This window comes from Kitasatospora sp. NPDC023118 (genome assembly GCF_055560875.1).
Genome location: NZ_JBVHHW010000009.1, coordinates 26992 through 50676 on the forward strand (window position 1 = coordinate 26992; position 23685 = coordinate 50676).

At 73.4% G+C, this 23685-nt stretch carries 27 protein-coding genes; 12 read left to right on the forward strand and 15 right to left on the reverse strand.

What is annotated here, in order from left to right:
- Positions 1 to 153 precede the first annotated feature (153 nt).
- Positions 154 to 2466 (forward strand): transglycosylase domain-containing protein, encoded by a 2313-nt coding sequence (locus ACZ3UD_RS13570; protein ID WP_465585922.1) that lies wholly within the window; start codon positions 154 to 156, stop codon positions 2464 to 2466.
- A gap of 66 nt (positions 2467 to 2532) precedes the next feature.
- Complete coding sequence (locus ACZ3UD_RS13575; protein ID WP_465585924.1) at positions 2533 to 2829, forward strand: hypothetical protein; 297 nt, start codon at positions 2533 to 2535, stop codon at positions 2827 to 2829.
- Positions 2830 to 2835: 6 nt separating this feature from the next.
- On the opposite strand, the gene ACZ3UD_RS13580 is transcribed toward ACZ3UD_RS13575, so the two are convergent.
- Positions 2836 to 3459 (reverse strand): hypothetical protein, encoded by a 624-nt coding sequence (locus tag ACZ3UD_RS13580; protein WP_465585926.1) that lies wholly within the window; start codon positions 3457 to 3459, stop codon positions 2836 to 2838.
- A gap of 4 nt (positions 3460 to 3463) precedes the next feature.
- A complete protein-coding gene (locus ACZ3UD_RS13585; protein ID WP_465585928.1) occupies positions 3464 to 4012 on the reverse strand; it encodes an RBBP9/YdeN family alpha/beta hydrolase in 549 nt (182 codons plus the stop codon).
- Positions 4013 to 4285: 273 nt separating this feature from the next.
- On the opposite strand from ACZ3UD_RS13585, the gene ACZ3UD_RS13590 reads away from it, so the two are divergent.
- Positions 4286 to 4852 (forward strand): DJ-1/PfpI family protein, encoded by a 567-nt coding sequence (locus ACZ3UD_RS13590; RefSeq protein ID WP_465585930.1) that lies wholly within the window; start codon positions 4286 to 4288, stop codon positions 4850 to 4852.
- Positions 4853 to 5042: 190 nt separating this feature from the next.
- Here the strand turns inward: ACZ3UD_RS13590 and ACZ3UD_RS13595 are convergent, their stop codons facing one another.
- Positions 5043 to 6236 carry an MFS transporter gene (locus ACZ3UD_RS13595; RefSeq protein ID WP_465585931.1) on the reverse strand — a complete coding sequence of 398 codons (1194 nt, stop codon included), beginning with the start codon at positions 6234 to 6236 and terminating at the stop codon, positions 5043 to 5045.
- A gap of 149 nt (positions 6237 to 6385) precedes the next feature.
- Between ACZ3UD_RS13595 and ACZ3UD_RS13600 the strand changes: the two genes are divergently transcribed.
- The 3 genes from ACZ3UD_RS13600 (at position 6386) to ACZ3UD_RS13610 (ending at position 7257) form a co-directional block, all read left to right on the forward strand.
- Positions 6386 to 6622 (forward strand): DUF2277 domain-containing protein, encoded by a 237-nt coding sequence (locus ACZ3UD_RS13600; protein ID WP_465585933.1) that lies wholly within the window; start codon positions 6386 to 6388, stop codon positions 6620 to 6622.
- Positions 6623 to 6658: 36 nt separating this feature from the next.
- Positions 6659 to 6895: a DUF6296 family protein gene (locus ACZ3UD_RS13605; RefSeq protein ID WP_465585934.1), complete on the forward strand. Its 237-nt coding sequence runs from the start codon at positions 6659 to 6661 to the stop codon at positions 6893 to 6895.
- A 77-nt stretch (positions 6896 to 6972) separates the two neighbouring features.
- Positions 6973 to 7257: a DUF427 domain-containing protein gene (locus ACZ3UD_RS13610; RefSeq protein ID WP_465585936.1), complete on the forward strand. Its 285-nt coding sequence runs from the start codon at positions 6973 to 6975 to the stop codon at positions 7255 to 7257.
- A gap of 116 nt (positions 7258 to 7373) precedes the next feature.
- Here the strand turns inward: ACZ3UD_RS13610 and ACZ3UD_RS13615 are convergent, their stop codons facing one another.
- The 6 genes from ACZ3UD_RS13615 to ACZ3UD_RS13640 form a co-directional block, all read right to left on the reverse strand.
- Positions 7374 to 7712 carry a hypothetical protein gene (locus ACZ3UD_RS13615; RefSeq protein ID WP_465585938.1) on the reverse strand — a complete coding sequence of 113 codons (339 nt, stop codon included), beginning with the start codon at positions 7710 to 7712 and terminating at the stop codon, positions 7374 to 7376.
- 103 nt (positions 7713 to 7815) lie between these two features.
- A complete protein-coding gene (locus ACZ3UD_RS13620; RefSeq protein WP_387616524.1) occupies positions 7816 to 7980 on the reverse strand; it encodes a hypothetical protein in 165 nt (54 codons plus the stop codon).
- Between the two features lie 185 nt (positions 7981 to 8165).
- Complete coding sequence (locus tag ACZ3UD_RS13625) at positions 8166 to 9380, reverse strand: cytochrome P450 (protein ID WP_465585941.1); 1215 nt, start codon at positions 9378 to 9380, stop codon at positions 8166 to 8168.
- 88 nt (positions 9381 to 9468) lie between these two features.
- Positions 9469 to 9723, reverse strand: coding sequence for a ferredoxin (locus ACZ3UD_RS13630; RefSeq protein ID WP_465585943.1), 255 nt, complete (start codon positions 9721 to 9723; stop codon positions 9469 to 9471).
- Between the two features lie 322 nt (positions 9724 to 10045).
- Complete coding sequence (locus ACZ3UD_RS13635) at positions 10046 to 10672, reverse strand: DJ-1/PfpI family protein (protein ID WP_465585945.1); 627 nt, start codon at positions 10670 to 10672, stop codon at positions 10046 to 10048.
- A 237-nt stretch (positions 10673 to 10909) separates the two neighbouring features.
- The gene (locus ACZ3UD_RS13640; protein WP_465585947.1) at positions 10910 to 11158 is read right to left on the reverse strand and encodes a hypothetical protein; all 249 of its coding nucleotides are present in this window, start codon (positions 11156 to 11158) and stop codon (positions 10910 to 10912) included.
- 216 nt (positions 11159 to 11374) lie between these two features.
- Here ACZ3UD_RS13640 and ACZ3UD_RS13645 point away from each other — a divergent pair, with 216 nt between their 5' ends.
- The 3 genes from ACZ3UD_RS13645 (at position 11375) to ACZ3UD_RS13655 (ending at position 14794) form a co-directional block, all read left to right on the forward strand.
- Positions 11375 to 11854 (forward strand): GNAT family N-acetyltransferase, encoded by a 480-nt coding sequence (locus tag ACZ3UD_RS13645; RefSeq protein WP_465585949.1) that lies wholly within the window; start codon positions 11375 to 11377, stop codon positions 11852 to 11854.
- 116 nt (positions 11855 to 11970) lie between these two features.
- Positions 11971 to 12972: a CAP domain-containing protein gene (locus tag ACZ3UD_RS13650; RefSeq protein ID WP_465585951.1), complete on the forward strand. Its 1002-nt coding sequence runs from the start codon at positions 11971 to 11973 to the stop codon at positions 12970 to 12972.
- Positions 12973 to 13141: 169 nt separating this feature from the next.
- Positions 13142 to 14794, forward strand: coding sequence for a sigma-70 family RNA polymerase sigma factor (locus ACZ3UD_RS13655; protein WP_465585953.1), 1653 nt, complete (start codon positions 13142 to 13144; stop codon positions 14792 to 14794).
- A 37-nt stretch (positions 14795 to 14831) separates the two neighbouring features.
- Here the strand turns inward: ACZ3UD_RS13655 and ACZ3UD_RS13660 are convergent, their stop codons facing one another.
- Entirely contained in the window at positions 14832 to 15068 is a 237-nt protein-coding gene (locus ACZ3UD_RS13660) for a hypothetical protein (RefSeq protein ID WP_465585955.1), read from the reverse strand.
- Positions 15069 to 15476: 408 nt separating this feature from the next.
- The gene (locus tag ACZ3UD_RS13665) at positions 15477 to 16970 is read right to left on the reverse strand and encodes a M1 family metallopeptidase (protein ID WP_465585957.1); all 1494 of its coding nucleotides are present in this window, start codon (positions 16968 to 16970) and stop codon (positions 15477 to 15479) included.
- Between the two features lie 372 nt (positions 16971 to 17342).
- Between ACZ3UD_RS13665 and ACZ3UD_RS13670 the strand changes: the two genes are divergently transcribed.
- A complete protein-coding gene (locus tag ACZ3UD_RS13670) occupies positions 17343 to 18248 on the forward strand; it encodes a carbohydrate kinase family protein (RefSeq protein ID WP_465585959.1) in 906 nt (301 codons plus the stop codon).
- Positions 18249 to 18269: 21 nt separating this feature from the next.
- Here ACZ3UD_RS13670 and ACZ3UD_RS13675 read toward each other — a convergent pair whose 3' ends face one another.
- Positions 18270 to 18809, reverse strand: a complete 540-nt coding sequence (locus ACZ3UD_RS13675; protein WP_465585961.1) for a GNAT family N-acetyltransferase — start codon at positions 18807 to 18809, stop codon at positions 18270 to 18272.
- A gap of 255 nt (positions 18810 to 19064) precedes the next feature.
- Here ACZ3UD_RS13675 and ACZ3UD_RS13680 point away from each other — a divergent pair, with 255 nt between their 5' ends.
- Positions 19065 to 20045, forward strand: coding sequence for a polysaccharide deacetylase family protein (locus tag ACZ3UD_RS13680; RefSeq protein WP_465585963.1), 981 nt, complete (start codon positions 19065 to 19067; stop codon positions 20043 to 20045).
- A gap of 21 nt (positions 20046 to 20066) precedes the next feature.
- Here ACZ3UD_RS13680 and ACZ3UD_RS13685 read toward each other — a convergent pair whose 3' ends face one another.
- The 3 genes from ACZ3UD_RS13685 to ACZ3UD_RS13695 form a co-directional block, all read right to left on the reverse strand.
- Positions 20067 to 20498 carry a YchJ family protein gene (locus ACZ3UD_RS13685; RefSeq protein WP_465585965.1) on the reverse strand — a complete coding sequence of 144 codons (432 nt, stop codon included), beginning with the start codon at positions 20496 to 20498 and terminating at the stop codon, positions 20067 to 20069.
- Positions 20499 to 20829: 331 nt separating this feature from the next.
- Positions 20830 to 22374 carry an FAD-dependent monooxygenase gene (locus tag ACZ3UD_RS13690; RefSeq protein ID WP_465585966.1) on the reverse strand — a complete coding sequence of 515 codons (1545 nt, stop codon included), beginning with the start codon at positions 22372 to 22374 and terminating at the stop codon, positions 20830 to 20832.
- A 27-nt stretch (positions 22375 to 22401) separates the two neighbouring features.
- The gene (locus ACZ3UD_RS13695) at positions 22402 to 23016 is read right to left on the reverse strand and encodes an acyl-CoA-like ligand-binding transcription factor (protein ID WP_465585968.1); all 615 of its coding nucleotides are present in this window, start codon (positions 23014 to 23016) and stop codon (positions 22402 to 22404) included.
- A gap of 204 nt (positions 23017 to 23220) precedes the next feature.
- Between ACZ3UD_RS13695 and ACZ3UD_RS13700 the strand changes: the two genes are divergently transcribed.
- Positions 23221 to 23625, forward strand: coding sequence for a hypothetical protein (locus tag ACZ3UD_RS13700; RefSeq protein ID WP_465585970.1), 405 nt, complete (start codon positions 23221 to 23223; stop codon positions 23623 to 23625).
- The last annotated feature ends 60 nt before the right edge of the window (positions 23626 to 23685 follow it).

Genomic DNA, 23685 nt, shown 5'->3' on the forward strand with positions numbered 1-23685 from the left:
CCGCGGGGGCAACCGGCCGTGAACGAACGGCCCTTGCCCTCGCGTGAACCCCCGTGCGCCCCTCGGATATGGGTCGAAGCTGTCGCGATTTTGTGACAATAGTTCGCCAACAGGCCGCCCATGAGGGGGTTTCACGGCCTTAATGTTCGAACTATGTCACCGAAGAGCCGCATACCTTCCCCGGACCCGGGCGACACCTGGGTGCCGCGCCCGAGGCGCCGTGAGACCCCGATCGGAATCCTGCGCCATGCGGCCACCTACCTCGGCTCCTGCGTGCTCGGCGGTGTGCTGCTGGCGGGTCTGATCCTCCCGGCGGCCGGCGCGGTCGGGCTGGGTGCGAAGAGCGGCGCCGAGAGCTTCGAGAGCATCCCCGACGACTTCAAGACCCCGCCGCTGACCCAGGCGACCCAGATCTTCGACGCCAAGGGCGGCCTGATCGCCAAGGTCTACGAGCGCGACCGCACGGTGCTGACGGCCGAACAGATGTCCCCGCTGATCCGCCAGGCCCAGGTGGACATCGAGGACGCCCGCTTCTACGAGCACGGCGCCGTGGACCTCAAGGGCGTCCTGCGGGCGGTCACCAAGAACGCCGAGAGCGGCGCCGCCGTCCAGGGCGCCTCCACCCTGACCCAGCAGTACGTGAAGAACGTCAAGGTCGAGATGGCCGGCGACGACCCGGTGGCGGTGCGCGAGGCGCAGCGCAAGACGCTCGGCCGCAAGATCCAGGAACTCCGGTACGCCATCAAGCTGGAGGAGGACCTGACCAAGGAGCAGATCCTCACCAACTACCTGAACATCACCTTCTACGGCCACCAGGCGTACGGCATCGAGGCCGCCTCCCAGCGCTACTTCAGCAAGTCCGCCAAGGAGCTCACCCTGCCCGAGGCGGCGATGCTCGCCGGGCTGGTGCAGAACCCCTCCCAGTACGACCCGAAGCTGCACCCGGTGGCCGCCCAGAAGCGCCGGGACACCGTCATCGACAAGATGGTGGAGAACAAGCACATCACCGCGGACCAGGCCAAGGAGGCCAAGGCGGCCCCGCTCGGCCTCAACTACAAGGACCCGCAGAACGGTTGCATCACCGCCCGGGCGGGGATGGGCTTCTTCTGCGACTACGTGCGCCACGTGGTCAAGCAGGACCCGGTGTACGGCAAGAGCGCCGCCGAGCGCAAGAAGCTCTGGGACACCGGCGGTCTGAACATCTACACCACCCTGGACCCGGACAAGCAGGCCGCCGCGCAGAACGCCGTCTCCACCAAGGTGTACGTCACCGACCCGGTCTCGGCGGCGATGACCATGGTCGAGCCCGGCACCGGCAAGATCCTCGCGATGGCCCAGACTCGCCCGTACGGCCTGGCGAAGGAGCAGAACCAGACCGTCGTCAATCTCAACGTGGACTCGGCGATGGGCGGCGGCATCGGCTTCCAGCCCGGCTCCAACTTCAAGCCGATCGTGGCCGCCGCCGCCCTGGAGGCCGGTCTGCCGCCCACCCAGCGGTACGACTCGCCGAACCGGATGGACTGGCCGACGATGAAGACCTGCGACGGCACCTGGAAGAACCTGAGCAAGGGCAAGAAGGAAGGCACCATCCCCAACGAGAGCACGCGCGAGGTCGGCCCGTACGAGCTCAAGGAGGCGATGGCCCTCTCGGTCAACACCTACTTCGTGCAGATGGAGCAGGAGATCGGGCTCTGCGCCGTCAAGCAGATGGCCAACAAGCTGGGCGTGACGGGCAAGGCGAGCGGCGATCCGCTGCAGGAGGTGCCCGCGCTCGGCCTGGGCACCCAGGAGGTCAGCCCGCTGACCATGGCGAACGTCTACGCGACCTTCGCCGCCCGGGGCAGCTACTGCGCGCCGATGGCGATCAACCGGATCACCACGGTGGACGGCAAGGACGTCCCGGTGAACCCGGTCCACTGCGACCAGGTGATGTCCACCGACACCGCCGACGTGATCAACAGCGTGCTGCTCGGGGTGACCGAGAAGGGCGGCACCGCGCGTGACCTCCGGCTGGACGACGACCGCCAGATCGCGGGCAAGACCGGTACCACCGACGAGAAGAAGTCGGCCTGGTTCACCGGCTACACCGGCAACCTGGCCGCCTCGGTCTGGCTGGGCAGCCCGGGCACCAAGGTGCCGATGCGCAACATCCGGATCGGCGGGCAGTACCAGGCGGAGGTGTTCGGGGCGACCGGCCCGGGGCCGATCTGGCAGCAGGCGATGAGCGACGCCGTCCGGAGCATGCCGGAGAAGGAGTTCACCACCGTCTACATCCCGGACCCGGTCAAGCGCGACCCGGGCTGCGGCACCTCCAGCGGCACGCCGGGCTCGGCCACCTGCACCGGCGCCCCCAACCCGGGCTCGACCGGCACGGCGACGGGCCGGCCGCGCGGCAACAACCCGTCGGGCAACAACCCGGCCGGGCGCTCCGCCCCGTCCACCCCGCCGGATTCCGAGGACCAGTGAGCCGCCGGCCCCGTCTGAGTACCCGTACTCATGCGGGGCCGCGGCCGCTCGGCGGACGATGGCGCCATGCCGCACAGCTTCCTCGGCGTCCCCGCCGTCTTCTGGCCCTCGACCGGCTACCTGGCCGGCTACCTGGTGATCGCCGTCGGCGCCGCCCGCGAGCTACGGGTCGGTGTCAACGCGGCGAACGCCGTCCGGCAGTGGACGGCCGTGGTGTGGACGATGCCGAGCTTCCTGCTCGCGATGGCCGTCAACCCCTTCCCGGACGGCACGGCGGCCCGCTTCCTCTCCGCCACCGCCCTGGGCGCGGCCGGTAACGCCGCGCTGCTGGCCCTCGCCGCCCATGCCCTCGGGCTGCCGTAGCGCCGACTACCGCGCCTCGACCGGCTCGCCGCTGTCCTGGTCGAGGTTGAACACCCGTCGGTAGGAGTCGGTCACCACGGTCACCTGCGCCCGCCCGGTCCAGCTCGCGTCCACCAGCCGGGCGTCGTCCAGGCCGCCGCCGACGTCCGCGAGCAGCCAGCGCCGGGCCGACCAGCCCTCGCCGCTCTCCAGCAGCACCTGCCAGTGGTCACCGGTATGCGGCCCGGAGCCGTACGAGCGGTGCACCACCACCAGGGCGCGCTCCGCCCCGGCCGGGGCGTCCTCCCGGCTGCGGGTCTCGGCCGCCGACGACTTGTGCGCGGCGACCACCCCGAGTACGAACACCACCGCGGCGGTCACCGTGACCGCGCGGGTGGCCGTCCGGACGGCGGTGCGGCAGTCGCCCAGCCAGGCGGCCGCCATCAGCGCGGCCAGCGCCGCGCCGAGCAGCAGATCCGGCTGGTTGAGCAGGTCGGCGACCAGCATCAGCCCGCCCGAGCGGCTCTCCCACTGGCCCTCGGTGTACAGCAGGACGGCGGCCACCCCGCAGGCCGCCAGTATGCGGACCAGGGCGCGCCTGGCCCTCGGTGTCCGGTTGCCCAATCCCTTGTCCATCGTCCCCCCGGTCATGTGCTCACAGCTCCGCGAGCAGCTTTCGGCCCTCCGGCCAGGCACCCAGCCCGGAGTCCGAGTTGATGTGTCCGTACGCGCCCGGCTCGACGTACCGGGCACCCCACGCCTCCGCGAACTCCCGGGCCCGCTCCGGGCTCACCCAGGGGTCGTCGGTGGAGGAGACCACCACGGTCGGGAACGGGAACGGCTCCAGCGCCACCGGGCGGAAGCCGACCAGCTCCGGCACCTCGGCGGTGTCGATGTCCGCCGGGGCGACCAGCAGCGCGCCCCGGACGGCGGCGGTCAGCTCGGCGGAGGCCCCGGCCACCCACCGGGCCGCCGTGGCGCAGCCCAGGCTGTGCGCGACCAGCACCACCGGCCCCTCGGCGGCGGCCGCGGCCACCGCCGCGTCCACCCGGGCCACCCAGTCCCGCTGCTCCGGGTGGTCCCAGTCCGCCTGCTCGACCCGGCGGAAGGCCGCCGGCTCGGCGGTCTCCCAGTGGGTCTGCCAGTGCTCGGGGCCCGAGTTCTGGTAGCCGGGGAGGAGGAGGTAGGTGGTGCGGTCGGGCATGGGCTCCTCCGGGAGGTGAACGGAACGGTCACAGGCAGCAGGAGTCTAGGACCCGGGAGGGCCGGCGCGGCAGCCGGGCACTGCTGCCTGTCAGGGGCCCGGCGCGCACGGCTCGCGACCGGCGCGCGAGACCCACTGTGCGCCGCGGTGCGCCCGGTGCGCCCTGTTGCCAACGGCGCGGCCGGTGCGGGAGGTTGGACCGGGCCCGGCGCGGCGGCCACCGCGCGGGCCCGCACCAGGTCTGACGATCGATCATGTGGAGGGATGTCGGCGATGGTATCGAAGATCCTGCTGGTCACCGGGGACGCCGCCGAGTCGCTGGAGGTGTTCTACCCCTACCAGCGACTGCGCGAGGAGGGCTACCAGGTCGACATCGCGGCCCCGACCAGGAAGCGCCTGCAGTTCGTGGTGCACGACTTCGTGGACGGCTACGACACCTACACCGAGAAGCCCGGCTACACCTGGCCCGCCGACATCGCCCTCGCCGACGTCGACCCGGCCGACTACGTCGCCCTGGTCATCCCCGGCGGCCGCGCCCCCGAGTACCTGCGCAACGACCCGGACGTGCAACGGATCGCCCGGCACTTCTTCGCCGGGGACAAGCCGGTCGCCCAGATCTGCCACGGCCCGCTGATCACCGCCGCCGCCGGGGTCCTCGACGGCCGCCGCACCTCCGCCTACCCGGCGCTGGCCCCCGACATCAAGGCGGCCGGCGCCGAGTTCGTCGAGGGCGAGGCCGTGGTGGACGGCGTGGTCGTCTCGGCCCGCGCCTGGCCCGACCACCCGGCCTGGCTGCGGGCCTTCATCGAGATCCTGCGCGACAAGGCCCCGGTCGCCTGACCCGTACCGCGCCGGTCGCCTGGCCCGTGTCAAGGCGCCCGTACCCCGAGACGTCTCGGGGTACGGCCCCGGGACCGGTACCGGACGGACTCCGCCGACGGCCGGGCCGACCGGGCCGCCGCCGACGCCGCCTGGAACCGGCTGACCGTCACCGCCCTGTGCGGCGCCGGCCGACGCCCACCGGGAGGTCCTAGACGGTCGTCATGACGGCGGCGGCCGGCTCGGGTACCGGGGACACCGGCCGGCGCCGGTCGGCCGCCCAGGCGAGCAGCGCGACCAGGGCGCCGGAGGCGGCCAGGCCCGAGCCCACCAGGGTCGGTGAGGTCCAGCCGAACCCGGCGTCCAGCGCCAGCCCGCCGAAGTACGCCCCTTGGGCGTTGGCCAGGTTGAAGGCGCCCTGCACCGTCGCCGAGGCGAGCGTGGGCGCGCTGCGCGCCTTCTGCAGCACCAGGGTCTGCACCGCCGGGACGATCGCGAAGCCGAACAGCCCGATCAGCACCACCGTGACCGCCGCCGACCAGCGGGCGTGCGCGGTCACCGCGAACAGCGCGAGCGTCGCCGAGAGCAGCACGAAGGCCGCGCAGACGGTGGGGCGCAGTGCCCGGTCCGCGGCGAACCCGCCGAGCACGTTGCCGATGGTCATGCCGGCCCCGAACAGCGCCAGCACCAGGGTCACCGAGCCGGTCGCGTACCCGGAGACCTCGGTGAGCAGCGGCGCGATGTAGCTGTAGCACGCGAACATGCCGCCGCAGCCGAACACCACGGTGGCCAGTGCCAGCCAGAGTTGCCCGCTGCGGAAGGCCCGCAGCTCGTGCCGGAGCCCGACCTGCCCGGGGGAGGGGAGGTCCGGCACCAGCCGGGCGATGGCGAGCGTCCCGGCGGCGGCGATCAGCACCACCACCAGCATGGTCGCCCGCCAGCCCAGGTGCTGGCCGAGCAGGGTGGCGGCCGGGACGCCGACGATGTTGGCGACGGTCAGTCCGGAGAACATCACCGCCACCGCCCGGGCCCGCCGGTCCGCCGCCACCAGTTCGGCGGCGGCCACCGCCCCGGCCCCGAAGAACGCGCCGTGCGGCAGCCCGGTGATCAGCCGGGCGGCGGCCAGCGTCCAGAAGTCCGGTGCCACCGCGCACAGCAGGTTGCCGGTCGCGAACAGCGCGGCCAGCGCGACCAGCACCGCCTTGCGGGGCTTTCCGGCGGCCAGTGCGGTGAGCAGCGGCGCGCCGATCACCACCCCCAGCGCGTAGGCCGAGATCAGCCAGCCCGCCTGCGGGATGGAGACGTGCAGACTGTCGGCGACCTGAGGGAGCAGCCCCATGGCGGCGAATTCGGTGGTGCCGATGGCGAAAGCGGTGACGGCCAGCGCGAACAGCGCGAGGGGCAAGGGGGTGACTCCGGAGTGATGCCCGCGCCGGGTACGGGCGCGGCGGGCGATTCGTTCGTCCGGCATCCTAATCCGCCCGGAACGCCCCTGTGAGGCGGATGTGACGAAAGGGGGTCGCCGACACGGCGCCCGCGAGCGAGACTGGGGGCATGTGCCGCAACATCAAGACGCTGCGACCGCCCGTGACGCCCGAAGCAGGCGCGGACGACTTCCGCGCCGCCGCGCTGCAGTACGTCCGCAAGGTGTCCGGCTTCCGCGCCCCGGCGGCGCACAACCGCGAGGCCTTCGACCGGGCCGTGGACGCGGTGGCCGAGGCCACCGCCCGGCTGCTCGCCGAACTGGAGGTCCGCGGCTCGCACGCCCGGGCCGCCGAGGCCACCGTCTGACGCGGACGGGTCACTGACAGGGAGCAGGAGCCGCAGATGAACCCCGCCGATCGTTACGCCCTGACCTTCCCCGGAACCCCCGGCACCCAGGCCCCGCAGGACGTGGTCGTGGTCACCCGGACCGACGCGAAGGGCCCGGGCGGCCACCCCGTGTACGAGGACGACACCGGGATCGTCCGTGCCGAGATCAGCGACGCGGGCGAGGTCCGGATGCTCGCCAGCGGCGGCCACCAGAGCCCGCACCTGCCGGTCCACGCGCATCCGCTGCCGTAGGGCGTGCGTCCGTCGCGTGCGTCCCGGTTTCCCCGAACCGCCCGGCGGGTGATCGGCCGTGGGGCACAATCGGGGGTATGACCACAGCGAGTTGGCAGGGAGTCGTCGTCGCCGAGAGCGATGACACCGTCGTCGTCGAGGGCAACCACTACTTTCCGGTCGAGTCGGTCCGGGCCGAGTTCCTGCGGCCCTCCGAGACCACCACGGTGTGCGGATGGAAGGGCACCGCCGGTTACTACACCCTGGAGGTGGCCGGGCGGACCAACCCGGACGCCGCCTGGTTCTACGCCGACCCGAAGCCGGAGGCCGAACACGTGCGCGGCCGGGTGGCGTTCTGGCGAGGGGTGGAGATCACCGGGTAGGGCGCACCGGAGTCTTCCGCACCCCGCGCGCCCAGGGCCCGACCGCGGCTGCCGGGCCGCGGCCGGGCCGATGGTCGAGGGCCGGGTCACCCGTCGGCGAGCCCCTTGCGGGCGCGCTAGCCGGTGGGTGACGGCGGGGCCACCGCTCCGCGCCCCGCCTTGACGCCGTTCACCATCGCCTGGTGGATCGCCCGCGCGGTGGTCTCGTCCGCTGCGTGCACCGGGCTGCCGGTGACCGTGTACCAGTCCAGCGCACCGGTGTACTGCACGGTCAGCCGCGCCTCGCCGTCCACCCATGTGGTGTGCACGGTGAGGTCGCCGGAGATCGGACCGACCTCGGCGGTGGAGACCCCGCCGGGGCCGCTGATGATCGACTGAGTGGTCCAGGTCGCCCATGCGGTGCGCGGATCCACGGGCGGCTGGGCCTGCCGACGATTTTGATCGTGTTCGGTCATGCGCCTATCCTCCCCCGCCGGTGAACCGCCGCCCGGGCAGTGACACCTGCGGTCGCAGAGACCGCCCGGTCCCGCCGGGCGGTCGAATCGGTGTGGCGGACGGTCAGCTGGTGGAGCCGGGTTCGTCCAGCATGGGGTCGCCCTCCGCCTGTGAGGTGTCCTGTGCGTGCAGGTTCTGCATCGAGGTGATGCCCTCCTCGGGATCGGCGGCGCGGACGTCCTCCTCGCGGTCGCTGCTCACCTCGGAGCGTTCGCTCATGTCCGTCATCGCGGGCTCCGTATCCTCGGCCGGTCCGCGCGCGCCGGATCGCAGGCGCGGCAGGGCCGGGCTGTCTTTCGCCCTTCCAGCCTGCCTCTGCCACGGCGCGGGGGCCAGCCGGGTGACCCGGCGGGCCGTTCGGCCGCCCGGGCCGCCCGGACCCCGACGACCTCCCGGACCTCAACGGAGTGCGGTCACCAGGCCACCGGGAGCGAGCGCATCCCGTAGACGAAGGACTCCGTGCGGAACTCCCGCTCGCTCGGTTCGACGGCCAGCCGCAGCCCGGGCAGCCGGCGGAACAGGGTCTCCAGTGCGATCTGGAGCTCGGCGCGCGCCAGCGGCTGGCCGAGGCACTGGTGCACACCGAAGCCGAAGGCCATGTGCCGCCGGGCGTCCCGGTCCAGGTCCAGCTCGTCCGTCGCCCGCTGCTCGGCGCCGCCGAACATCGCCTCGTCCCGGTTGGCGGTGGAGAGCATCGCGATCACGCCCTCCCCGGCCCTGATCGTCTCGCCGCCCAGCTCCACGTCCTCCAGCGCCACCCGGGGCAGCCCGGTGTGCACGATGGTCAGCAGGCGCAGCAGCTCCTCCACCGCGCCGGGCAGGGCGGCCGGGTCGGCCAGCCTGGCGATCTGCTCGGGCTGCTCCAGCAGCAGGGCGGTCGAGAGCGAGATCATGTTCGCCGTCGTCTCGTGCCCGGCGACCAGCAGCAGCCCCCCGGTGCTGGCGACGGCGTCCACGGTCAGGTCGTCCCGTGCGGCGAGACGGCTGAGGATGTCGTCCTCCGGCCGCTCCCGCTTCCGGGCCGCCAGGCCGCGGAGGTAGTCCTGGATCTCGTCCTGGGCCGCGGTGAGCTGTTCCAGAGAGCTCCTGTTGTTCAGCAGGGTCCGGCTCAGGCGCTGGAAGCGGTCGCGGTCGTCGTAGGGCACGCCGAGCAGCAGGCAGATCACCAACGAGGGCACCGGCAGCGCGAACTCGGCGACCAGGTCGGCCTCCGTCCGGCCCTCCGTCATCGTGTCCAGCGTCTCGTCCACGATCTGCTGGATGCCCGGGCGCAGCGCCTCCACCCGCTTGACCAGGAAGTCCCCGGTGACCATTCGGCGCAGCCGGGCGTGCTCGGGGTCGTCGAGCCGAAGGAAGCTCGGGTTGGTGGCGAGCAGCTCCCGGCGGCCGGGGGCCAGCAGTGGGAAGGACGGGTGGCGCACGTCCGCGCTGAACCGGTGGTCGGACAGGACGGTGCGGACCTCGGCGTAGCCGGTGGCCAGCCAGCAGCGCTCGCCGCCGGGCAGCTCGGCGCGGGTGATCCGGCCTCTGGCGGCGGCGTCGGTGTACGCGGGCGGCGGGCTGAACGGGCAGCCGCTGGAGTGGAGGGCCGGGATGGGGACGGCCTGGGTGGTGGGCGTGCTGGTCAAGGCGGGCTCTCCTTGCGTCGCGGTGTCCTCGGGTGGGGCTCAGCTCGGTGGCGGATCGTCAAATGGATTCCCTGGAGCGGAAAGTCGCCTATCCGGCAGCCGACCCCGACCCCGACTCCGACTTCGAACTCGACTCCGACTCCGGCTCGTCCTCGACGACGGTGATCGCACCGCCTGGGCAGAGTTCGGCGGCCAGTCTGACGTCGGCGAACTGGTCGGGCCGGAGGGTGGTCTGACGGAGCTTCACCAGACTGTCGTGGTCGTCCTGGTCGAACACCTCGGGGACGTTCATGGCACACATCCCGGAGCTGCAACAGCGGTTCCGGTCGACGCTCACCTGCATGGTCGGGCACCTCTCGCCAGTGCGCCGTCGGCTGCCCGACGGCCGCCTCTCGTTGTCATTGCCAACCTAACCGCCGCTGCTCCGCGCACGGAGGGCGCGGTGGCCGGATTGCCGAGAATGGCCGATTCACCCCCCGTCCGGGCTTCCTTGCCGAACGACAGGTTTGAATTTGACGTTACTCCGCCAAACGGCGTATGTCACAGCCCATCGGCGGCGGCGAGTTCCCGCACCGCGGCGACGGTGTCGGCCGCGGCGGCCCACCGTCCGTCCCCGCCCCGGGACGGCTCAGGGCTCATCGGATCCCCCCGGCATCGGCCGCTCGTCAGCGTCGCCGGGCCGCGAGGTAGTCCTTCGCCTCCTGGGGCGCCTTCTGGTAGGAGCCGGAGTCGAAGGGCGGCTGGGGGTCGTACTCGACGGCGAGTTGGAAGGCCTCGGCGGCGACCCGGCCGGCGGCGAGTTCGGCCAGGCGCAGGGCCATGTCGATGCCGGAGGAGACGCCGGCGGCGGTGATGATGCCGCCGGGCTGTTCCACGACGCGGCGCGCCGTGTACGTGGCACCGTACGACTCCAGGAGGTCGACGGCTCCCCAGTGGGTGGTGGCCTCCAGACCGTCGAGCAGGCCGGCCGCGGCGAGCAGCAGGGCGCCGGTGCAGACCGATGCGGTCCACCGGGTCGTGGCGTGGACGCGGCGGATCCAGTCGAGCAGCGGCTGGTCGGCCAGGAGGCGACGGGTGCCCGGACCGCCGGGCACCACCAGGATGTCGGCCTCCGTGACGTCCTGGAGGGACGCCGTCGCGACCAGGCTGAGCCTCCCCTCGCCGTCCGCGTACGCGCCCGGAGCGGCGGCGGCGAAGACGACGTCGGCGTCCGGCAGCATCCGGAGGATCTCGTAGGGGCCGACCACGTCGAGTGCGGTGAACCCGTCGAAGAGCGGAATGGCGATGCGCACGGGTGTGCCTTTCGGAGGGTGTGCGGGGAGAAGTTCCCTCATCGCGGCGCGGGCGGCGAGGGCGGGTACGCCGGGCGGGTACGCCGGGGTCGTCGTCGGGGTGGTCGGCGGGGTGGTCGGCGATCCGGGCGAGGACCTCGCGCAGTGGTGCCCGGTCCGAGCGGATCAGTCGACGCAGGGCCGGTCCTCGCAGCCGCCGACGGGGCGCCTGAGGTCGCCCGAGGTCTCCGAAGACGATCAGGAGCCCTCTCCGCGCACCAGTCGCAGAGCGGGCCTCGGGCGCCCCCACTCCACTCCCACCTCCGCTTCGGCCTCCGCCGCCTCCGCCGCCCGGAGGAGTTCCGCCTCCCGGGCACCCATCGCGCGGAAGCGGGCCTTGCGCTCCTCGTCGGCCTCCTCGGTGCCCGGGTAGAGGACCACGTAGCGGCCGCCCTCCCCGTCCTCCCACGCGTAGCTCCGGTACTGCACGGTCGGCTCGTCCGCCACGGGGAACCTCCGGTCGTCGCCCTCGGGGTGACCCACCGTAGGCGACGGGCCCGGGCCGGGGAAGGCGCGTCACTCTTCCGGGTGGTCCGCCGGCATCGGGGAAGCCGCCGGAGTGGCGTGCGGGGCAACGGGTGTTGGCCGCGGTGGAGATCGTTGGCCGGGCCGGCGGGTCGTCATGCTGGGCCTCCACCGTCCGCCCGATCGAGGGAGACCGAGTTGAGCACCACCGCCGTGAACCGTTGGACCGTCGGCGTGCCGGAGGCCGGCGAATATCCGGCCTGGCGTGAACTCTTCCGCGGCTACTGCGAGTTCTACCGGGTGCCGATGCCGGAGGAGAAGGCCGAGCTGGTGTGGTCCTGGCTGACCGACCCGGCGCACGAGTTGGAGGGCCTGCTGGTCCGGGACGCGGACGGGACGCCGGTCGGGCTCGCGCACTTCCGGCCCTTCTCCCGGCCGCTGCACGGCGCGGTCGGCGGGTTCCTGGACGACCTGTTCGTCGCCCCCGAGGTGCGGGGCGGCGGCGCGGTGGACCTGCTGCTGGCCCGGCTGCGGGAGATCGCCGCCGAGCGCGGCTGGAACACCGTGCGCTGGATCACCTCGGACAACAACCACCGGGCGCGCAGCAAGTACGACCAGGTGGCCGTTCGGACCATGTTCGTCACCTACGACATGGCCCCGGAGGGCCCGGCCAGCTGAGGCCGTGGCCAGGCTGACGGACATTCGTTCGGACTTTCTGTTATCGGCGCACCGCCGGGGGGTCTCCCAGGTGTCGGCACCCGAACCCGCCGACCTGGACAGAAAGCAGTGGCCACGTGAACAGCGACGACAGGACGACCGTCATCCCGACGAGCGGCGGCCCCGACGGCTCCCACGGTCGCCCCGGCGGGCGAGCCGCGCGGCGGGCCGCCCAGCGGCTGGGCGGTCGTGGCCGCCGGGCGCGAAGGCGCGGCAGGCTGCTGCCGGTCACCGCGGTCGTCGCCGCCGTGGCCGGGACGGGGCTGGTCGCGGCGCTGGCCGGTGCCGGGTACGCGGCTTACGGCGGCAAGCAGACCGACCGGGACCTCGCCGGGCAGGCGGCTGCGGCCGACGCGCTGATCGCCGCCGAACTGGGGACGCACGAGGGCATACAGGTGCCGGGCACGGGGGGAGCGATCCCCGCGCCCGGCGGCTTGCCGGGAAGCCCGGGGGCCACCGACCCGTCGGCCACCCCGAGTGCGTCGGCCTCCCCGACCGTGTCCGCCTCGGCCTCCCCGACCGCTCAGCCCACCGTGACGGCCACCGCGACCGCCCAGCCCACCGCGACCGTCACCGCCAAGCCGAGCCCGACCGCGACCCGCTCTGCCGCGAGCGGCGCCGGTTCCGCGGCAGCGGCCACTGCCCAGCGCGCCGTGGCCAGTTCGGCGCCCACCCCGGTCGGCGGCGGCCCGTCCTCCTCGTACGCACAGCAGGTGGTGGACCTGGTCAACGCCGAGCGGGCCAAGGCCGGTTGCGGCCCGGTCACCGCCGAACCCCGGTTGGCCGGCGCGGCCCAGTCGCACAGCGACGACATGGCCGACCGCAACTACTTCGACCACGCCAGCCCCGAGGGCTACCACGCCGACCACCGGATCGAGGCCACCGGCTACCTCTGGAGCACCTGGGGCGAGAACATCGCCCGCGGGCAGAAGGACCCGGCGGCCGTGATGGACGCCTGGATGAACAGCCCCGGCCACCGCGCCAACATCCTGAACTGCGCGTTCAAGCAGCTCGGGGTGGGCGTGCGGACCGGCTCCGGCGGTCCGTGGTGGACCCAGGTCTTCGCCGCCCCCTCCTGATCTCCACTCGGCGAGGCGGCTCCGGCACCGGAGCCGGGGGAGACTCCGGCACCGGCCCTCGACCAGGCCGATTTTCCGATTCCGCGCACATTGTTGTTATCTGATCACTCCCCACAGGTCTCCGAGGAGGCAGCGGCGGACGGAAACACGGCAAGACGGAGTGCGGACCATGAACGCTGATGTGCAGAACAGGGTCGGGACGACCCTGGTACTCGCGGCGCAGGCAGGCGACCGGCAGGCCCAGGAGGCGCTGGTCGCCGCCTGGCTGCCGCTCGTCTACAACGTGGCCGGCCGCGCCCTCGGCGGCCACGCCGACGTGGACGACGTCGCCCAGGAGACCATGATCCGAGCCCTGGACGGCCTGGACGGGCTCCGCGACCCGGAGTCCTTCCGGTCCTGGCTGGTCGCCATCACCATGAACCAGGTGCGCCGTCGCCATGCGGCCGGGCAGCAGCAGCCCACCGTCGGCGGTCTGGACGAGACCTGGGAAGTCCCTGACCCCCGAGCCGACTTCACCGATCTGACCATCCTGCGCCTCGGCCTCTCCGGTCAGCGCCGCGAGGTGGCCGAGGCCACCCGCTGGCTGGACCCGGACGATCGCGAACTGCTCGCCCTGTGGTGGCTGGAGGCCAGCGGCGAACTCACCCGCGCCGAGCTCGCCGAAGCCATCGACCTGTCCCCGCAGCACGCCGCCGTCCGTGTCCAGCGGATGAAGAAACAGCTTGAGGCCGGTCGGATGGTGGTCCGCGCCCTCGGCGCCTACCCGCGCTGCCCCGGACTCGCCGAGGTCACCGCCGGCTTCGACGGCACCCCCAACTCGGTCTGGCGCAAGCGCATCGCCCGGCACATCCGCAGCTGCGGCGCCTGCGACGGCCTCGGCCGCGACCTCTTCCCCGCCGAAGGGCTGCTGGCCGGCCTCGTCCTGGTCCCGATCCCGCTGGACTCGCCCGCCCTGCTGCACTTCCAGCACACCGCGGCCACCGCCGCCACGACCGCCGCGCACACCACGACTGCCGCGCACTCCACGACTGCCGCGCACTCCACGACTGCCGCGCACTCCACGACTGCCGCGCACTCCACGACCGCCACGGGAGGCGGTGCGGCCGGAACCGGCGGAGGCGCGGGCACCGGAACGGCCAGCGGCTCCGGCGCCCACGGCGGTTGGGCCGGCACCGCCGCCCGCAAGGCCGCCCTGGCGAGCGGCGCGGCCGCAGCGGTGGCCGTGACCACCCTCGCCCTGGTCTGGCCGAACCACGCCGAGCCGCCGCGCGTCATCGCACCCGAGCCCACCGCCCCGGCCGCCGCCCTGGAGGCCCTGCCGACCCTGGTCGCGACCCCGTCGGCCACGCCCACGCCCACGCCGACACCCACCACCGAGACCCCGACGCCGACTCCCACGACGACCGCGACCCGCCCGGCCACCGCCGCGCCGTCACCCAGTCCGGAACGGCAGCTCGTGGACCTGGTCAACGCCGAACGCGCCAAGGCGGGTTGCGCCCCGCTGCGGATCGACCCCCGACTGCACAGCTCCGCCCAGAAGCACGCCGACGACATGGCCACCCGCAACTTCTTCGACCACGTCAACCCCGACGGTGTCCGTCCCGACGCCCGGATCACCGCCGCCGGCTACCGCTGGTCCCAGTGGGGTGAGAACCTCGACCGGGGCCCGACCACGCCCGCGACCGTCTTCTCCCGGTGGATGGACGGCGGCATCCACCAGTCCAACATGCTCGACTGCGGCTTCAAGGACATCGGCGTCGGCGTGGCCACCAGCCCCGCCGGCACCCTGTGGACCCAGGACCTCGCCGCCCCGCTGTCCTGAGCGGTCCCGGCGCAGACCCCTCTCGTCTTGGACCGGGCTAGGAGGGCGTGACCGGGACCAGTCCGTCCGCCGACCCGGTCACGTACCCGGTGGCATGGCCGACCACACCGCCCGCGTCGCCGACCTGCCCGGGCAGCGCGTCCGGCGTGCTGGTCAGCGAACCGGGCAGGCCCTCCTGACCGCCTACGGCACTGGCGTGCGCACTCGGCGCGGTGAGGGAGGCCACGACACCCACGGCGAGCGAGGCGACGGCGAGCATGCTGCGCTTCTTCATGGCCGGTCCAACGACGCTGCGCCGCAAGGGTTACGGGCGGTTCCGGATCCACCCGGCCCGGCCGGCGCGCTGTCGACCGATTCCAGGTTCACCATCGAGCCGCCCTCGGTCTCGAACCGCAGCCCCGGTCGGGCCGCGCCCGCGATGGCGTCGTTCTCACGACTGCTGAACGCGATGGGAGGCGATGCGGGTCGCCTGCCCGGCGCGGGAAATTTTCTCGCCGATCCGGCGACCCCGCGGACGTTGGACGGCCCGCGAGCCGGCCGGGACTCGGCCGGGCGGCGGGCGGGCCGTGGGGACCACCATGGCCCGCCCGGCCCCGCCCGGTCAGGGGCGCGCGGGGAGCGCCCGGACGCACTGTCCGGCGCGACCGGGCGGGCGAAAGGCATCAGACCGTACGAAAGGAGATCAGAGCGTCCCCGACCCCTCCGGCCCTTCCGGCCCCTTCGTCATCTCCGTCCCGACCTGCCGCGTCGCGGCGGGCGGGGTCGAGGACACCGGCCCGACCGTCCAGTCCGGGTGCCCCGGCATCGGCGGTGTGCGCGACCCGTACAGCCAGTCGGTGAGGAACCTGCCGAGGTCCTGCCCCGACACCTCGGAGGCCGTGCGGACGTAGTCGTGGGTGGTCGCGGTGCCGTAGCGGTGTTCGCGTAGGAAGGTGCGCTCGATCCGGTCGAAGGTGTCCGCGCCGACCTTCTCCCGTAGCGCGAACAGCACCAGCGCGCCGCCGGTGTAGCGCTGGCTGTCGAAGAGGTGGTCGGCGGTGGGGGAGGCGACCGGTCCGGCGTCGTGCCGCCACTGGTCGCCGAGGCCGTACAGGTGGCGCATCCGGTCGACCAGGGTGGTGTGGCCCCAGGCGTCCGGCCAGCCGCGCTCGTAGCGGTAGCCGAGGCCGTAGTAGTCGGCGTGCCCCTCGTTGAGCCACAGGTCGGCCCAGGTGGCGGGGGAGACGCTGTCGCCGAACCAGGAGTGCACCAGCTCGTGCATCATGTGCGAGCCGATCGCCGGCTCGGCCTGACGCAGGAAGTCCGGCTTGTAGAGCGTGAGGGTCTGGGTCTCCAGGCCGGTGAAGGCGAAGGCCGCCGGGTCGTCGGTGTTGGCCGGCATCAGGCCGTAGGCCTCGAACGGAAACGGGCCCAAGTGCTGCTCAGCCCAGATGAGTTGGTCGGCGGTGAGGTCCAGGGCCGGGGCCAGCTCGGCGGCCCGTGCGGTCGGGACGACATCGCGCAGCGGCAGCCCGTGCGGGCCGGTGCGCTCGCGGACGGTGTAGTCGCCGACCGAGACCTGGACCAGTTCGGTGGCCATCGGCTCGCGGGAGACGTACCGCCGGGTGGTGCGGCCGTCGCCGAGCCGCCGGGTCTGCGTCAACTCCCCGTTGGCCACGCCCAGCAGGTGGTCCGGGGCGGTCACCGCGATGGTGAAGCGGGCCTTGTCGCTCGGATGGTCGTTGCAGGGGAAGACGGTGTGCGCGCTGGCGGGCTGGCCGGCCACCGCGAAGCCGTCCGGGGTCGGGACCCAGCCGGTGTGCGGCAGCCTGGCGCGCGGGTCGGCCGTGTACTCGACGGTCAGTCGCGCGCTGGTACCGCGGCGCAGCCGCTTCGCCGGGGTGACGGTCAGCTTCTCGTCGTGGGTGGTGAACCCGGCCGGCCGCCCGTCGACCCGGACGGAGCGCACGTTCAGTCCGAGCGCGTCCAGCGACAGGCTGGCGAGTGTCCGGTTCGGCCGGGCGGTGATCACCGCGGTGGCGTCCACCGTGCGGGTGTCGGCCCGGTACTCGAAGGCGAGGTCGTACGCGAGCGCCCGGTAGCCGGTGTTGCCGAGCGAGGGGAAGACCGGGTCGCCCAGCCCGTCGGCGGCGGTGGCCGACGGCACGCTGGCGGACAGCACCGCCGCGCTGAGCACGAGAGTCAGGGCGAGACCGGCACGAGACCTGAGCAGGATGATCACCGTACTTCGGGAGCCGACAGTCGGGGCCGTGCAGCGGTACGCACGCGACGCACCGGGCACGGATGCTAGTGGACCGTCAGGCCCGCGCGGTTGGGACGGCTCGGATCGTGACGACACGCGGACATCCCCCGGACGGCTCACTGCGCTGGCGGGGCGCCTGGGCGAGGTCTAGTGTTCGAGGTGCTTCGTCCCCTGACGGACGGGGCCACGGCCGTCGGAGAACCTGGCCAGGTCCGGCGGCCGTACTTCATGCCCTGACGACTCCCGGGCGCACCCCGTAGGCTGACGGCCGAGACGATGCCCGCGTACCGGATGCCAGGAGCCGCAGTGACCAGCCCCGATCCACACGTTCTGGTGATCGGCGAGTGCGTCGCCGACATCGTCCGCACGGACGGGGCCCCGGATGTCGTGCACCCCGGCGGCAGCCCCGCCAACCTCGCCTACGGCCTGGCCCGGTTGGGTCGGCCCGCCGTGCTGCTCACCGAACTGGGGCCGGACGCCAACGGGCGGCTGATTCGCGCGCACCTGGAGTCCGCCGGGGTGGAGGTCCGGGCCGCCGAGGTGGCGCGGACGCCCTCGGCGGTGGTCCGGCTGGACGGGCAGGGCCGGGCCCGGTACGCCTTCGACATCGGCTGGACGCTCCCGCCGACCGACCTCACCGCGACCCCCGCGGCCGTCCACCTCGGCTCGATCGGCGCGGTCACCGAGCCGGGCGCGGCCTCGGTGCTGGCCCTGGTGGAGCGCTGGCGCGGCCGCGCGCAGATCAGCTACGACCCGAACGTGCGCCCCGCGCTGATGGGCGAGCGGGCGGAGGCCGTCCGGAGGGTCGAGCGCTGCGTGGCGCTGAGCGACCTGGTGAAGGCGAGCGACGAGGACCTGGCCTGGCTCTACCCGGGCGAGCCCGCCGAGGCCGTCGCCGAGCGCTGGCTCACCCTCGGCCCCACCGTGGTCGCCGTCACCCGCGGTGCCGAGGGCGCCTTCGCCCTCACCTCCGACGGCGGCCGCGAGGAGGCCCCGGCCGTCCCGGTGGCGGTCGCGGACACCGTCGGCGCCGGGGACTCCTTCATGGCCGCCTTCCTGCACGCCCGCGCATCCGGCGCCGACCTCGCCGACTGCCTCACCCAGGCCGTCACGGCCGCCGCCCTCACCGTCTCCCGTCCCGGCGCCAACCCGCCCTCGGCCGCCGAACTCACGGCGGCGTCGGCCCGCTGCGCGGAGGCCGGCGCGAGGTAGCGCCCCACTCCTGGCGATCCGTCAACTCGACTGCGGGGCAAGTGTGGTGAGGTACTTGCCGTACCACACCTGGGCGTACGGCCCGTTGTTGTAGGCGGGGATCTCCTGGTAGCCGTTCCGCAGGTACAGCGTGCGGGCTTCGATCAGGTCGAGGCGGGTGTCGAGGATGATCCGGTCGGCGCTCATGGTGCGGGCCGCCTCGTCGACGGCGGCGAGGAGGGCGGCTCCGCCGCCGGTGCCGCGGAGGGCGGGGCGGACGAAGACGCGGGTGAGCTCGACGGTGGTGGCGTCGTACCGGCGCAGGCCGGCGCAGGAGTGGGCGGTGCCGTCGTACCGGCCGAGCAGGAAGAGGCCGCTCGGCGCGGCGAGGTCGTCGCTGGGGGACTCGGCCAGGCCGCTCTCCAGCTCCTCGGGGGTGCCCTCTCGGCCGAGGTGGAGGCGGTAGTAGCGGTTGGCCACGTCGTAGTAGTAGTCGCGCAGCAACTCCAGGGCCTCGGGGGTGGTCACGTCGGCCGTGGTGACGGCCCAGAGGTCGGGGCGGCGGGGCGCGGTGTTCGTCATGTGCGCATGATCCGTTCCGGGGTGCCGTCGTCGCAAAGGATTTTGGAGCCGACTGATTCCCGAGGCGTCCGACCCGTTTCCGGTCGCGTCCGGCAGGTTCGGCAAGCGAACGGCAAAGCGAACGGCAAAGCGAACGGCAAGGCGAACGGCGCGGCGTTGCCCCGGGCGGGTGATGGGGGGATTGGCGGGGGTGCGCGTCAGGGGAGCAGTGCAGCTATGAGTAGACCATCAGGTTGTCGCAATAATGAGGGTTTGATGGTGAGTCCGAAGAGGCGGAGCGGTGTGCGGACCGGCCTGCTGGCCACCGTCTGCCTCTCCGCCGTCGTCGCCGGCTGCGCCGCGCCCGCCGGGTCCACCCAGCCCAAGGCCCCCCCGGCCGAGGCGGGCGTGGCACCCGCCGCCGCCGGGGCCGGTTCGGCGGACCACGGAGCGGCCCGACCGCCCGCCGCACCGGCCATGGTGCCGGGGCTGGCCCGCCAGGAGGAGGAGACCAGCGGCGAAGCGGCGGCCCGCCAGGAGTCCGTCGCCCGCGCCGCGCTGGAGACCGCGCGGCGCTGGGGCCTGGAGCGCCCGCCGCTGAAAGCACCGCCCCGCCCGGCGACCAGGGTCGCGCTCACCCCGGTGCAGGGCGTCAAGCTGAAGGACGGCCGCCCACCCGTGGTCTTCCGGGTGCCGACCAACGACAAGGTGGTCTTCCTGACCGTCGACGACGGCTACGAGAAGGACCCGGCGTTCTCCAAAATGGCCGAGGAGCTGGGGATCCCGCTCAGCGCCTTCCTCTCCGACTACCTCGTCCGCGACAACTACGGCTACTTCCGGGACCTGCACAAGCAGGGAGTGGAGATCAACAACCACACGATCAACCACCGCAACCTCAAGGTCCTCGACTACGAGACCCAGCGCAAGGAGATCTGCGACCAGCAGGACCAGCTGGAGCAGCAGATCGGCGTCCGCCCCAGGCTCTTCCGGCCCCCGTACGGCGAGTACAACGACGACACGCTGCGCGCGGCCGCGTCCTGCGGGGTGCAGGCGGTGCCGATGTGGAACGAGGAGGCCTTCCCGGACCACATGGAGTGGCGCTACGACGACCGGAAGCTGCACCCGGGCGACATCATCCTCACCCACTTCCGGGGCACCTCCGACTGGAAGGCCACCATGCCGGACCTGCTGCGCAAGGTGGTCAACGACGTCACCGAGGCCGGCTTCTCGCTCGGTCGCCTGGACGACTACCTGTAGGCGCCGCCCGGTAGGGGAGCCTCAGTCGAGCGAGAGGGCGTCCAGGTACACCCAGGAGCCCTCGTACCGGACGAACCGGCTGTGCTCGGCGAGCACCCCCTCCTCGCGGCCCTCCGTCCAGTGCGCCCGGAAGGCGACCGTCCCCTCTGCGTGGAAGGCGCCGCCCTCAGTGGTGGAGAGCACCTCCAGCCGGGTCCAGCGCAGCGCCGGGTCGAAGTCCACCTCGTCCGGCCGGGTGTCCGGGTGCCAGGTGCGCAGCAGGTAGTCCGCGTCGTGGGCGGCGAAGGCGCTGAACCGGGAGCGCATCAGCGACTCGGCAGTGGTGGCCGCCGCCCGGCCGCGGTGCAGTCGGTCGCAGCAGTCGCCGTAGGCGGCGGGCAGGCCGCACGGGCACGGGGAGGACGGCAGCAGCCGGGGAGCGGTGGCGCGGGGCGCGGAACGACGTCGGGACATGCGGTCCATTGTCCCCCACCGCCGCCAGGGCTTCCGCCGGGCCTCGTCCCACCGCCGACGTCGGGCCCGGCCCCACCGCGTACGGTGGGACCGGGCCCGACGGCTGTCCGCCGTTACTTGGCCCGCTGGAAGGAGTAGTTGAACCCGGCGTCGCCGAAGTGCCCCATCATCCGGAGCCAGAACGGCATCATCATCTCGGTGGCCCGGGCGCCGGTGATGTCCCCGAGGTCGACGATCCACCCGGCCGGCCGCCGAACTCGCCCAGCAGCGCGACGGTGTCCCCTGCCGCCGAGGCAGCGGCGAGGTACTCAGTCCACCCGGGTACGGGTACTCAGTCGCGCGGCGCGCCGAACCAGGTGCGCAGCGCCCGTTCCAGCCCCGTCGGGTCCGCCTCGCCGACCCCCGACGCCCAGGCGACGTACCCGTCCGGGCGTAGCAGCAGCGCCCCGGCCGGCGGCTCGGCGCACTCCGCGGCCACCACGTCCACCCGGTCCTTCCACCCCGCCGCCCGGTCCGCGAGCCCGAGTGTGCCGCCGGTCAGGTCGAGCAGCAACGCCCGCCCGCCACGGGCGAGTTCGGCGAGCCGGAGGTCCCCCTCGGCGGTGGTCAGCGCGAGTTCCGGCGCGAAGCCCCCGGCCGACGGGTGCGGGCAGTCGGTGTCGTAGCGGACGTCGCTGCCCGCCATCAGTGCGGCGATCCGGGCGAGGTTGTCCTCGTGGGTGAGCAGTTCACCGACCAGGGCGCGCAGTGCGGTGGTCCCGGCGCCGGGGGCCATCAGCGCGATCTGGGCCTGGGAGTGCATGAACACCCGCTCGCCGATCGGGTGGCGCTCGCGGTGGTAGCTGTCCAGCAGACCGGGCGGGGCCCAGCCCTGGAGTTCGGCGGCCAGCTTCCAGGCGAGGTTGGCGGCGTCCTGCAGGCCGAGGTTGAGGCCGGGGCCACCGGTCGCGGCGTGCACGTGGGCGGCGTCGCCGACCAGCAGGACGCGGCCGTCGCGGTAGCGCTCGGCGAGCCGGGTGTTGTGGCCGACGGTGCGGCGCGGGGTGAACGGACCGGCGGTGCGGGCCGGGGCGAGTTCGAGGTCGGCGCCGGTCACCCGGTGGATGCTGGCGCGCAGTTCGTCCAGGGTGAGCGGGGCCCGCCGGTCCACCGGCGGGCCGCCCCACTCCATGGTGGCGATCATGACGGTGTCCGGGTTGAAGGGGGAGAGGACGAACACGCCGTGGTCGGTGCGGGTGTGGGTGTACGGGCGGAACGGGGTCGGGCAGCCGGGCAGCAGGACCTCGCCGCTGCCGGTCGTGCGGAGCCCCTCGGGCGGCCGCACGTGCGCGACGCGGGAGACCGGGTCGGGCGAGGTGACGCCGGGGAAGCCGATGCCGGCGAGCTTGCGGACCGTGCTGCGGCCGCCGTCCGCGCCGACCAGGTAGCGGGCCCGCACCTGCCCGGCGCCGTCGGGGCCGTGGAGGTCGACCGTCACCCCGGTCGCGTCCTGGGTGAAGCCGGCGACCTCGCAGTCGCGGCGCACGGTGACGCCCAGTTCGAGGGCGCGCTCCTCCAGCACCTCCTCGATCCGGTGCTGCGGTACGGGCACGGCGTGCAGCGGGTTGGCGCCGAGCCGGTGCAGCTCCAGTGGGAAGGCGCCGAACACGAAGCGCGGCACGGGCTGCGGCGCGCCGGGGACGCCGCTGATCGGCTGGTGGAGGCCGCGGTGGTCGAGCAGGCGGAGCACCTGGCCGACCAGCCCGTTGGCCTTCTGCTCGCCGGAGCGCTCGGGCAGCCGGTCCAGCACCACCGGCTGCACTCCGGCCAGCGCCAGTTCGCAGGCCAGGAACAGCCCGACCGGGCCGGCGCCGACGATGACGACATCGTTGGTCATCTCAAATCCCCCTCTGAGACGGTTCGTTCACGAGGACGACGGATCGGGCAGCCCGGCGGCCAGCTGCCGCAGCGCCTCGGCGAACAGCGGCTTGAAGGGCACCACCGGATCGGCGGTCAGGTAGTGCTCGTTGGCGACCTGCAGCGCGGAGAGCGCGGCCGAGGCGACCAGCTTCGGGTAGAGGTCCCGGTCGGCGTCGGTGCCGGTCCGGGCGGCCACCGCCGCCGTGAGTTCGGCCCGGGTCTGCGCGCCGCCGCGCAACAGCTCGGCCTGGAGCGACGGTTCGCGCAGCAGCAGCCGTACGGCGGCGGTCCAGCGCTGGTCGGGCTCCTCCGCCGCGCCGTCGAAGGGCTCGACGAGGGCCTGGGCCAGCGCCTCCCACAGCGGTTCCTCCGCGGGGCGGGCCCGCAGTGCCTCGGCGGCCTGCAGGATCCGGTTGCGATGCCGGAAGACGATCGCCTCGGCCTTGCTGGAGAAGTAGTTGTTGTAGGTGCGCGGGGAGACCCCGGCCGCGGCCGCGATGTCCTCCACCCGGACGTTCTCCAGCCCCCGTTCCGCCGCCAGGCGCAGCGCCGCCCAGCTCAGTGCCTCCCGCGTCGCGGCCTTCTTCCGTTCCCGCAGACCGGGTTGCCCGTTCGTCATGGCCACCACTGTCCCGCAAAAAGTGCGTGCCACGCAATAGTGCGCGCCACGCAAGTTTTACCCTGGTGTGCGGGCTGTGGCGAGCCGCCTCCCACCTGCGGTTCGTCGCTGGTAGTAGTTGCCTGATTGCGGAGCGATCCCCGGGAAGAGCCCATTCCCGCAGGTATTCCGGCGGGACGACTCGACAGGACTTGAGGAGCGGTCATGGGTGGCAGACAGCGTCCGCCGAGAGCACGCACCCCTCGCCAGGGCGGACTCGCCGACAACGGCGGCGGCCGGGTGAACTCCCGGGTGGAGATCGCCCGCATCGAGGGCTTCCTCGCCTGGGAGGCGGAGGTCGCGGCGGCCGAACGGGACGCCCGGGCCTTCGTCGCCCGGTTCCCCTGGCTGCCGGACGTGGAGCGGGAGAGCCTCGAACAGGCCTACGCCGCCGACCGGCTGCGCTACGCCGAGGAGGTCGTGGACCGCGCGGTCGGGCGCTGCCGCCGGCTGGCCGCCCGCTACCGCGCCGAGTGCCGCCGGATCTGCACCCGCTGGGCGGCGCTCTGCCTCACCGTCACCCTGGCGGCGGCGCTGTTCGCCGTCGTCCCCGCGGCCCTCAGGAACTGAGCGCCGCGGAGCGTCCGCGGCACGACGAGGGCCCGCTGCGCCGATTCCGGCGCAGCGGGC

Bases quoted from the DNA above. Each gene is read 5' to 3' on its own strand.
- ACZ3UD_RS13570 (WP_465585922.1), top strand. From the start codon at position 154: ATGTCACCGAAGAGCCGCATACCTTCCCCGGACCCGGGCGACACCTGG.
- ACZ3UD_RS13575 (WP_465585924.1), top strand. From the start codon at position 2,533: ATGCCGCACAGCTTCCTCGGCGTCCCCGCCGTCTTCTGGCCCTCGACC.
- ACZ3UD_RS13580 (WP_465585926.1), bottom strand. From the start codon at position 3,459: ATGACCGGGGGGACGATGGACAAGGGATTGGGCAACCGGACACCGAGG.
- ACZ3UD_RS13585 (WP_465585928.1), bottom strand. From the start codon at position 4,012: ATGCCCGACCGCACCACCTACCTCCTCCTCCCCGGCTACCAGAACTCG.
- ACZ3UD_RS13590 (WP_465585930.1), top strand. From the start codon at position 4,286: ATGGTATCGAAGATCCTGCTGGTCACCGGGGACGCCGCCGAGTCGCTG.
- ACZ3UD_RS13600 (WP_465585933.1), top strand. From the start codon at position 6,386: ATGTGCCGCAACATCAAGACGCTGCGACCGCCCGTGACGCCCGAAGCA.
- ACZ3UD_RS13605 (WP_465585934.1), top strand. From the start codon at position 6,659: ATGAACCCCGCCGATCGTTACGCCCTGACCTTCCCCGGAACCCCCGGC.
- ACZ3UD_RS13610 (WP_465585936.1), top strand. From the start codon at position 6,973: ATGACCACAGCGAGTTGGCAGGGAGTCGTCGTCGCCGAGAGCGATGAC.
- ACZ3UD_RS13615 (WP_465585938.1), bottom strand. From the start codon at position 7,712: ATGACCGAACACGATCAAAATCGTCGGCAGGCCCAGCCGCCCGTGGAT.
- ACZ3UD_RS13620 (WP_387616524.1), bottom strand. From the start codon at position 7,980: ATGACGGACATGAGCGAACGCTCCGAGGTGAGCAGCGACCGCGAGGAG.
- ACZ3UD_RS13630 (WP_465585943.1), bottom strand. From the start codon at position 9,723: ATGCAGGTGAGCGTCGACCGGAACCGCTGTTGCAGCTCCGGGATGTGT.
- ACZ3UD_RS13655 (WP_465585953.1), top strand. From the start codon at position 13,142: ATGAACGCTGATGTGCAGAACAGGGTCGGGACGACCCTGGTACTCGCG.
- ACZ3UD_RS13660 (WP_465585955.1), bottom strand. From the start codon at position 15,068: ATGAAGAAGCGCAGCATGCTCGCCGTCGCCTCGCTCGCCGTGGGTGTC.
- ACZ3UD_RS13675 (WP_465585961.1), bottom strand. From the start codon at position 18,809: ATGACGAACACCGCGCCCCGCCGCCCCGACCTCTGGGCCGTCACCACG.
- ACZ3UD_RS13680 (WP_465585963.1), top strand. From the start codon at position 19,065: ATGGTGAGTCCGAAGAGGCGGAGCGGTGTGCGGACCGGCCTGCTGGCC.
- ACZ3UD_RS13685 (WP_465585965.1), bottom strand. From the start codon at position 20,498: ATGTCCCGACGTCGTTCCGCGCCCCGCGCCACCGCTCCCCGGCTGCTG.
- ACZ3UD_RS13690 (WP_465585966.1), bottom strand. From the start codon at position 22,374: ATGACCAACGATGTCGTCATCGTCGGCGCCGGCCCGGTCGGGCTGTTC.
- ACZ3UD_RS13695 (WP_465585968.1), bottom strand. From the start codon at position 23,016: ATGACGAACGGGCAACCCGGTCTGCGGGAACGGAAGAAGGCCGCGACG.
- ACZ3UD_RS13700 (WP_465585970.1), top strand. From the start codon at position 23,221: ATGGGTGGCAGACAGCGTCCGCCGAGAGCACGCACCCCTCGCCAGGGC.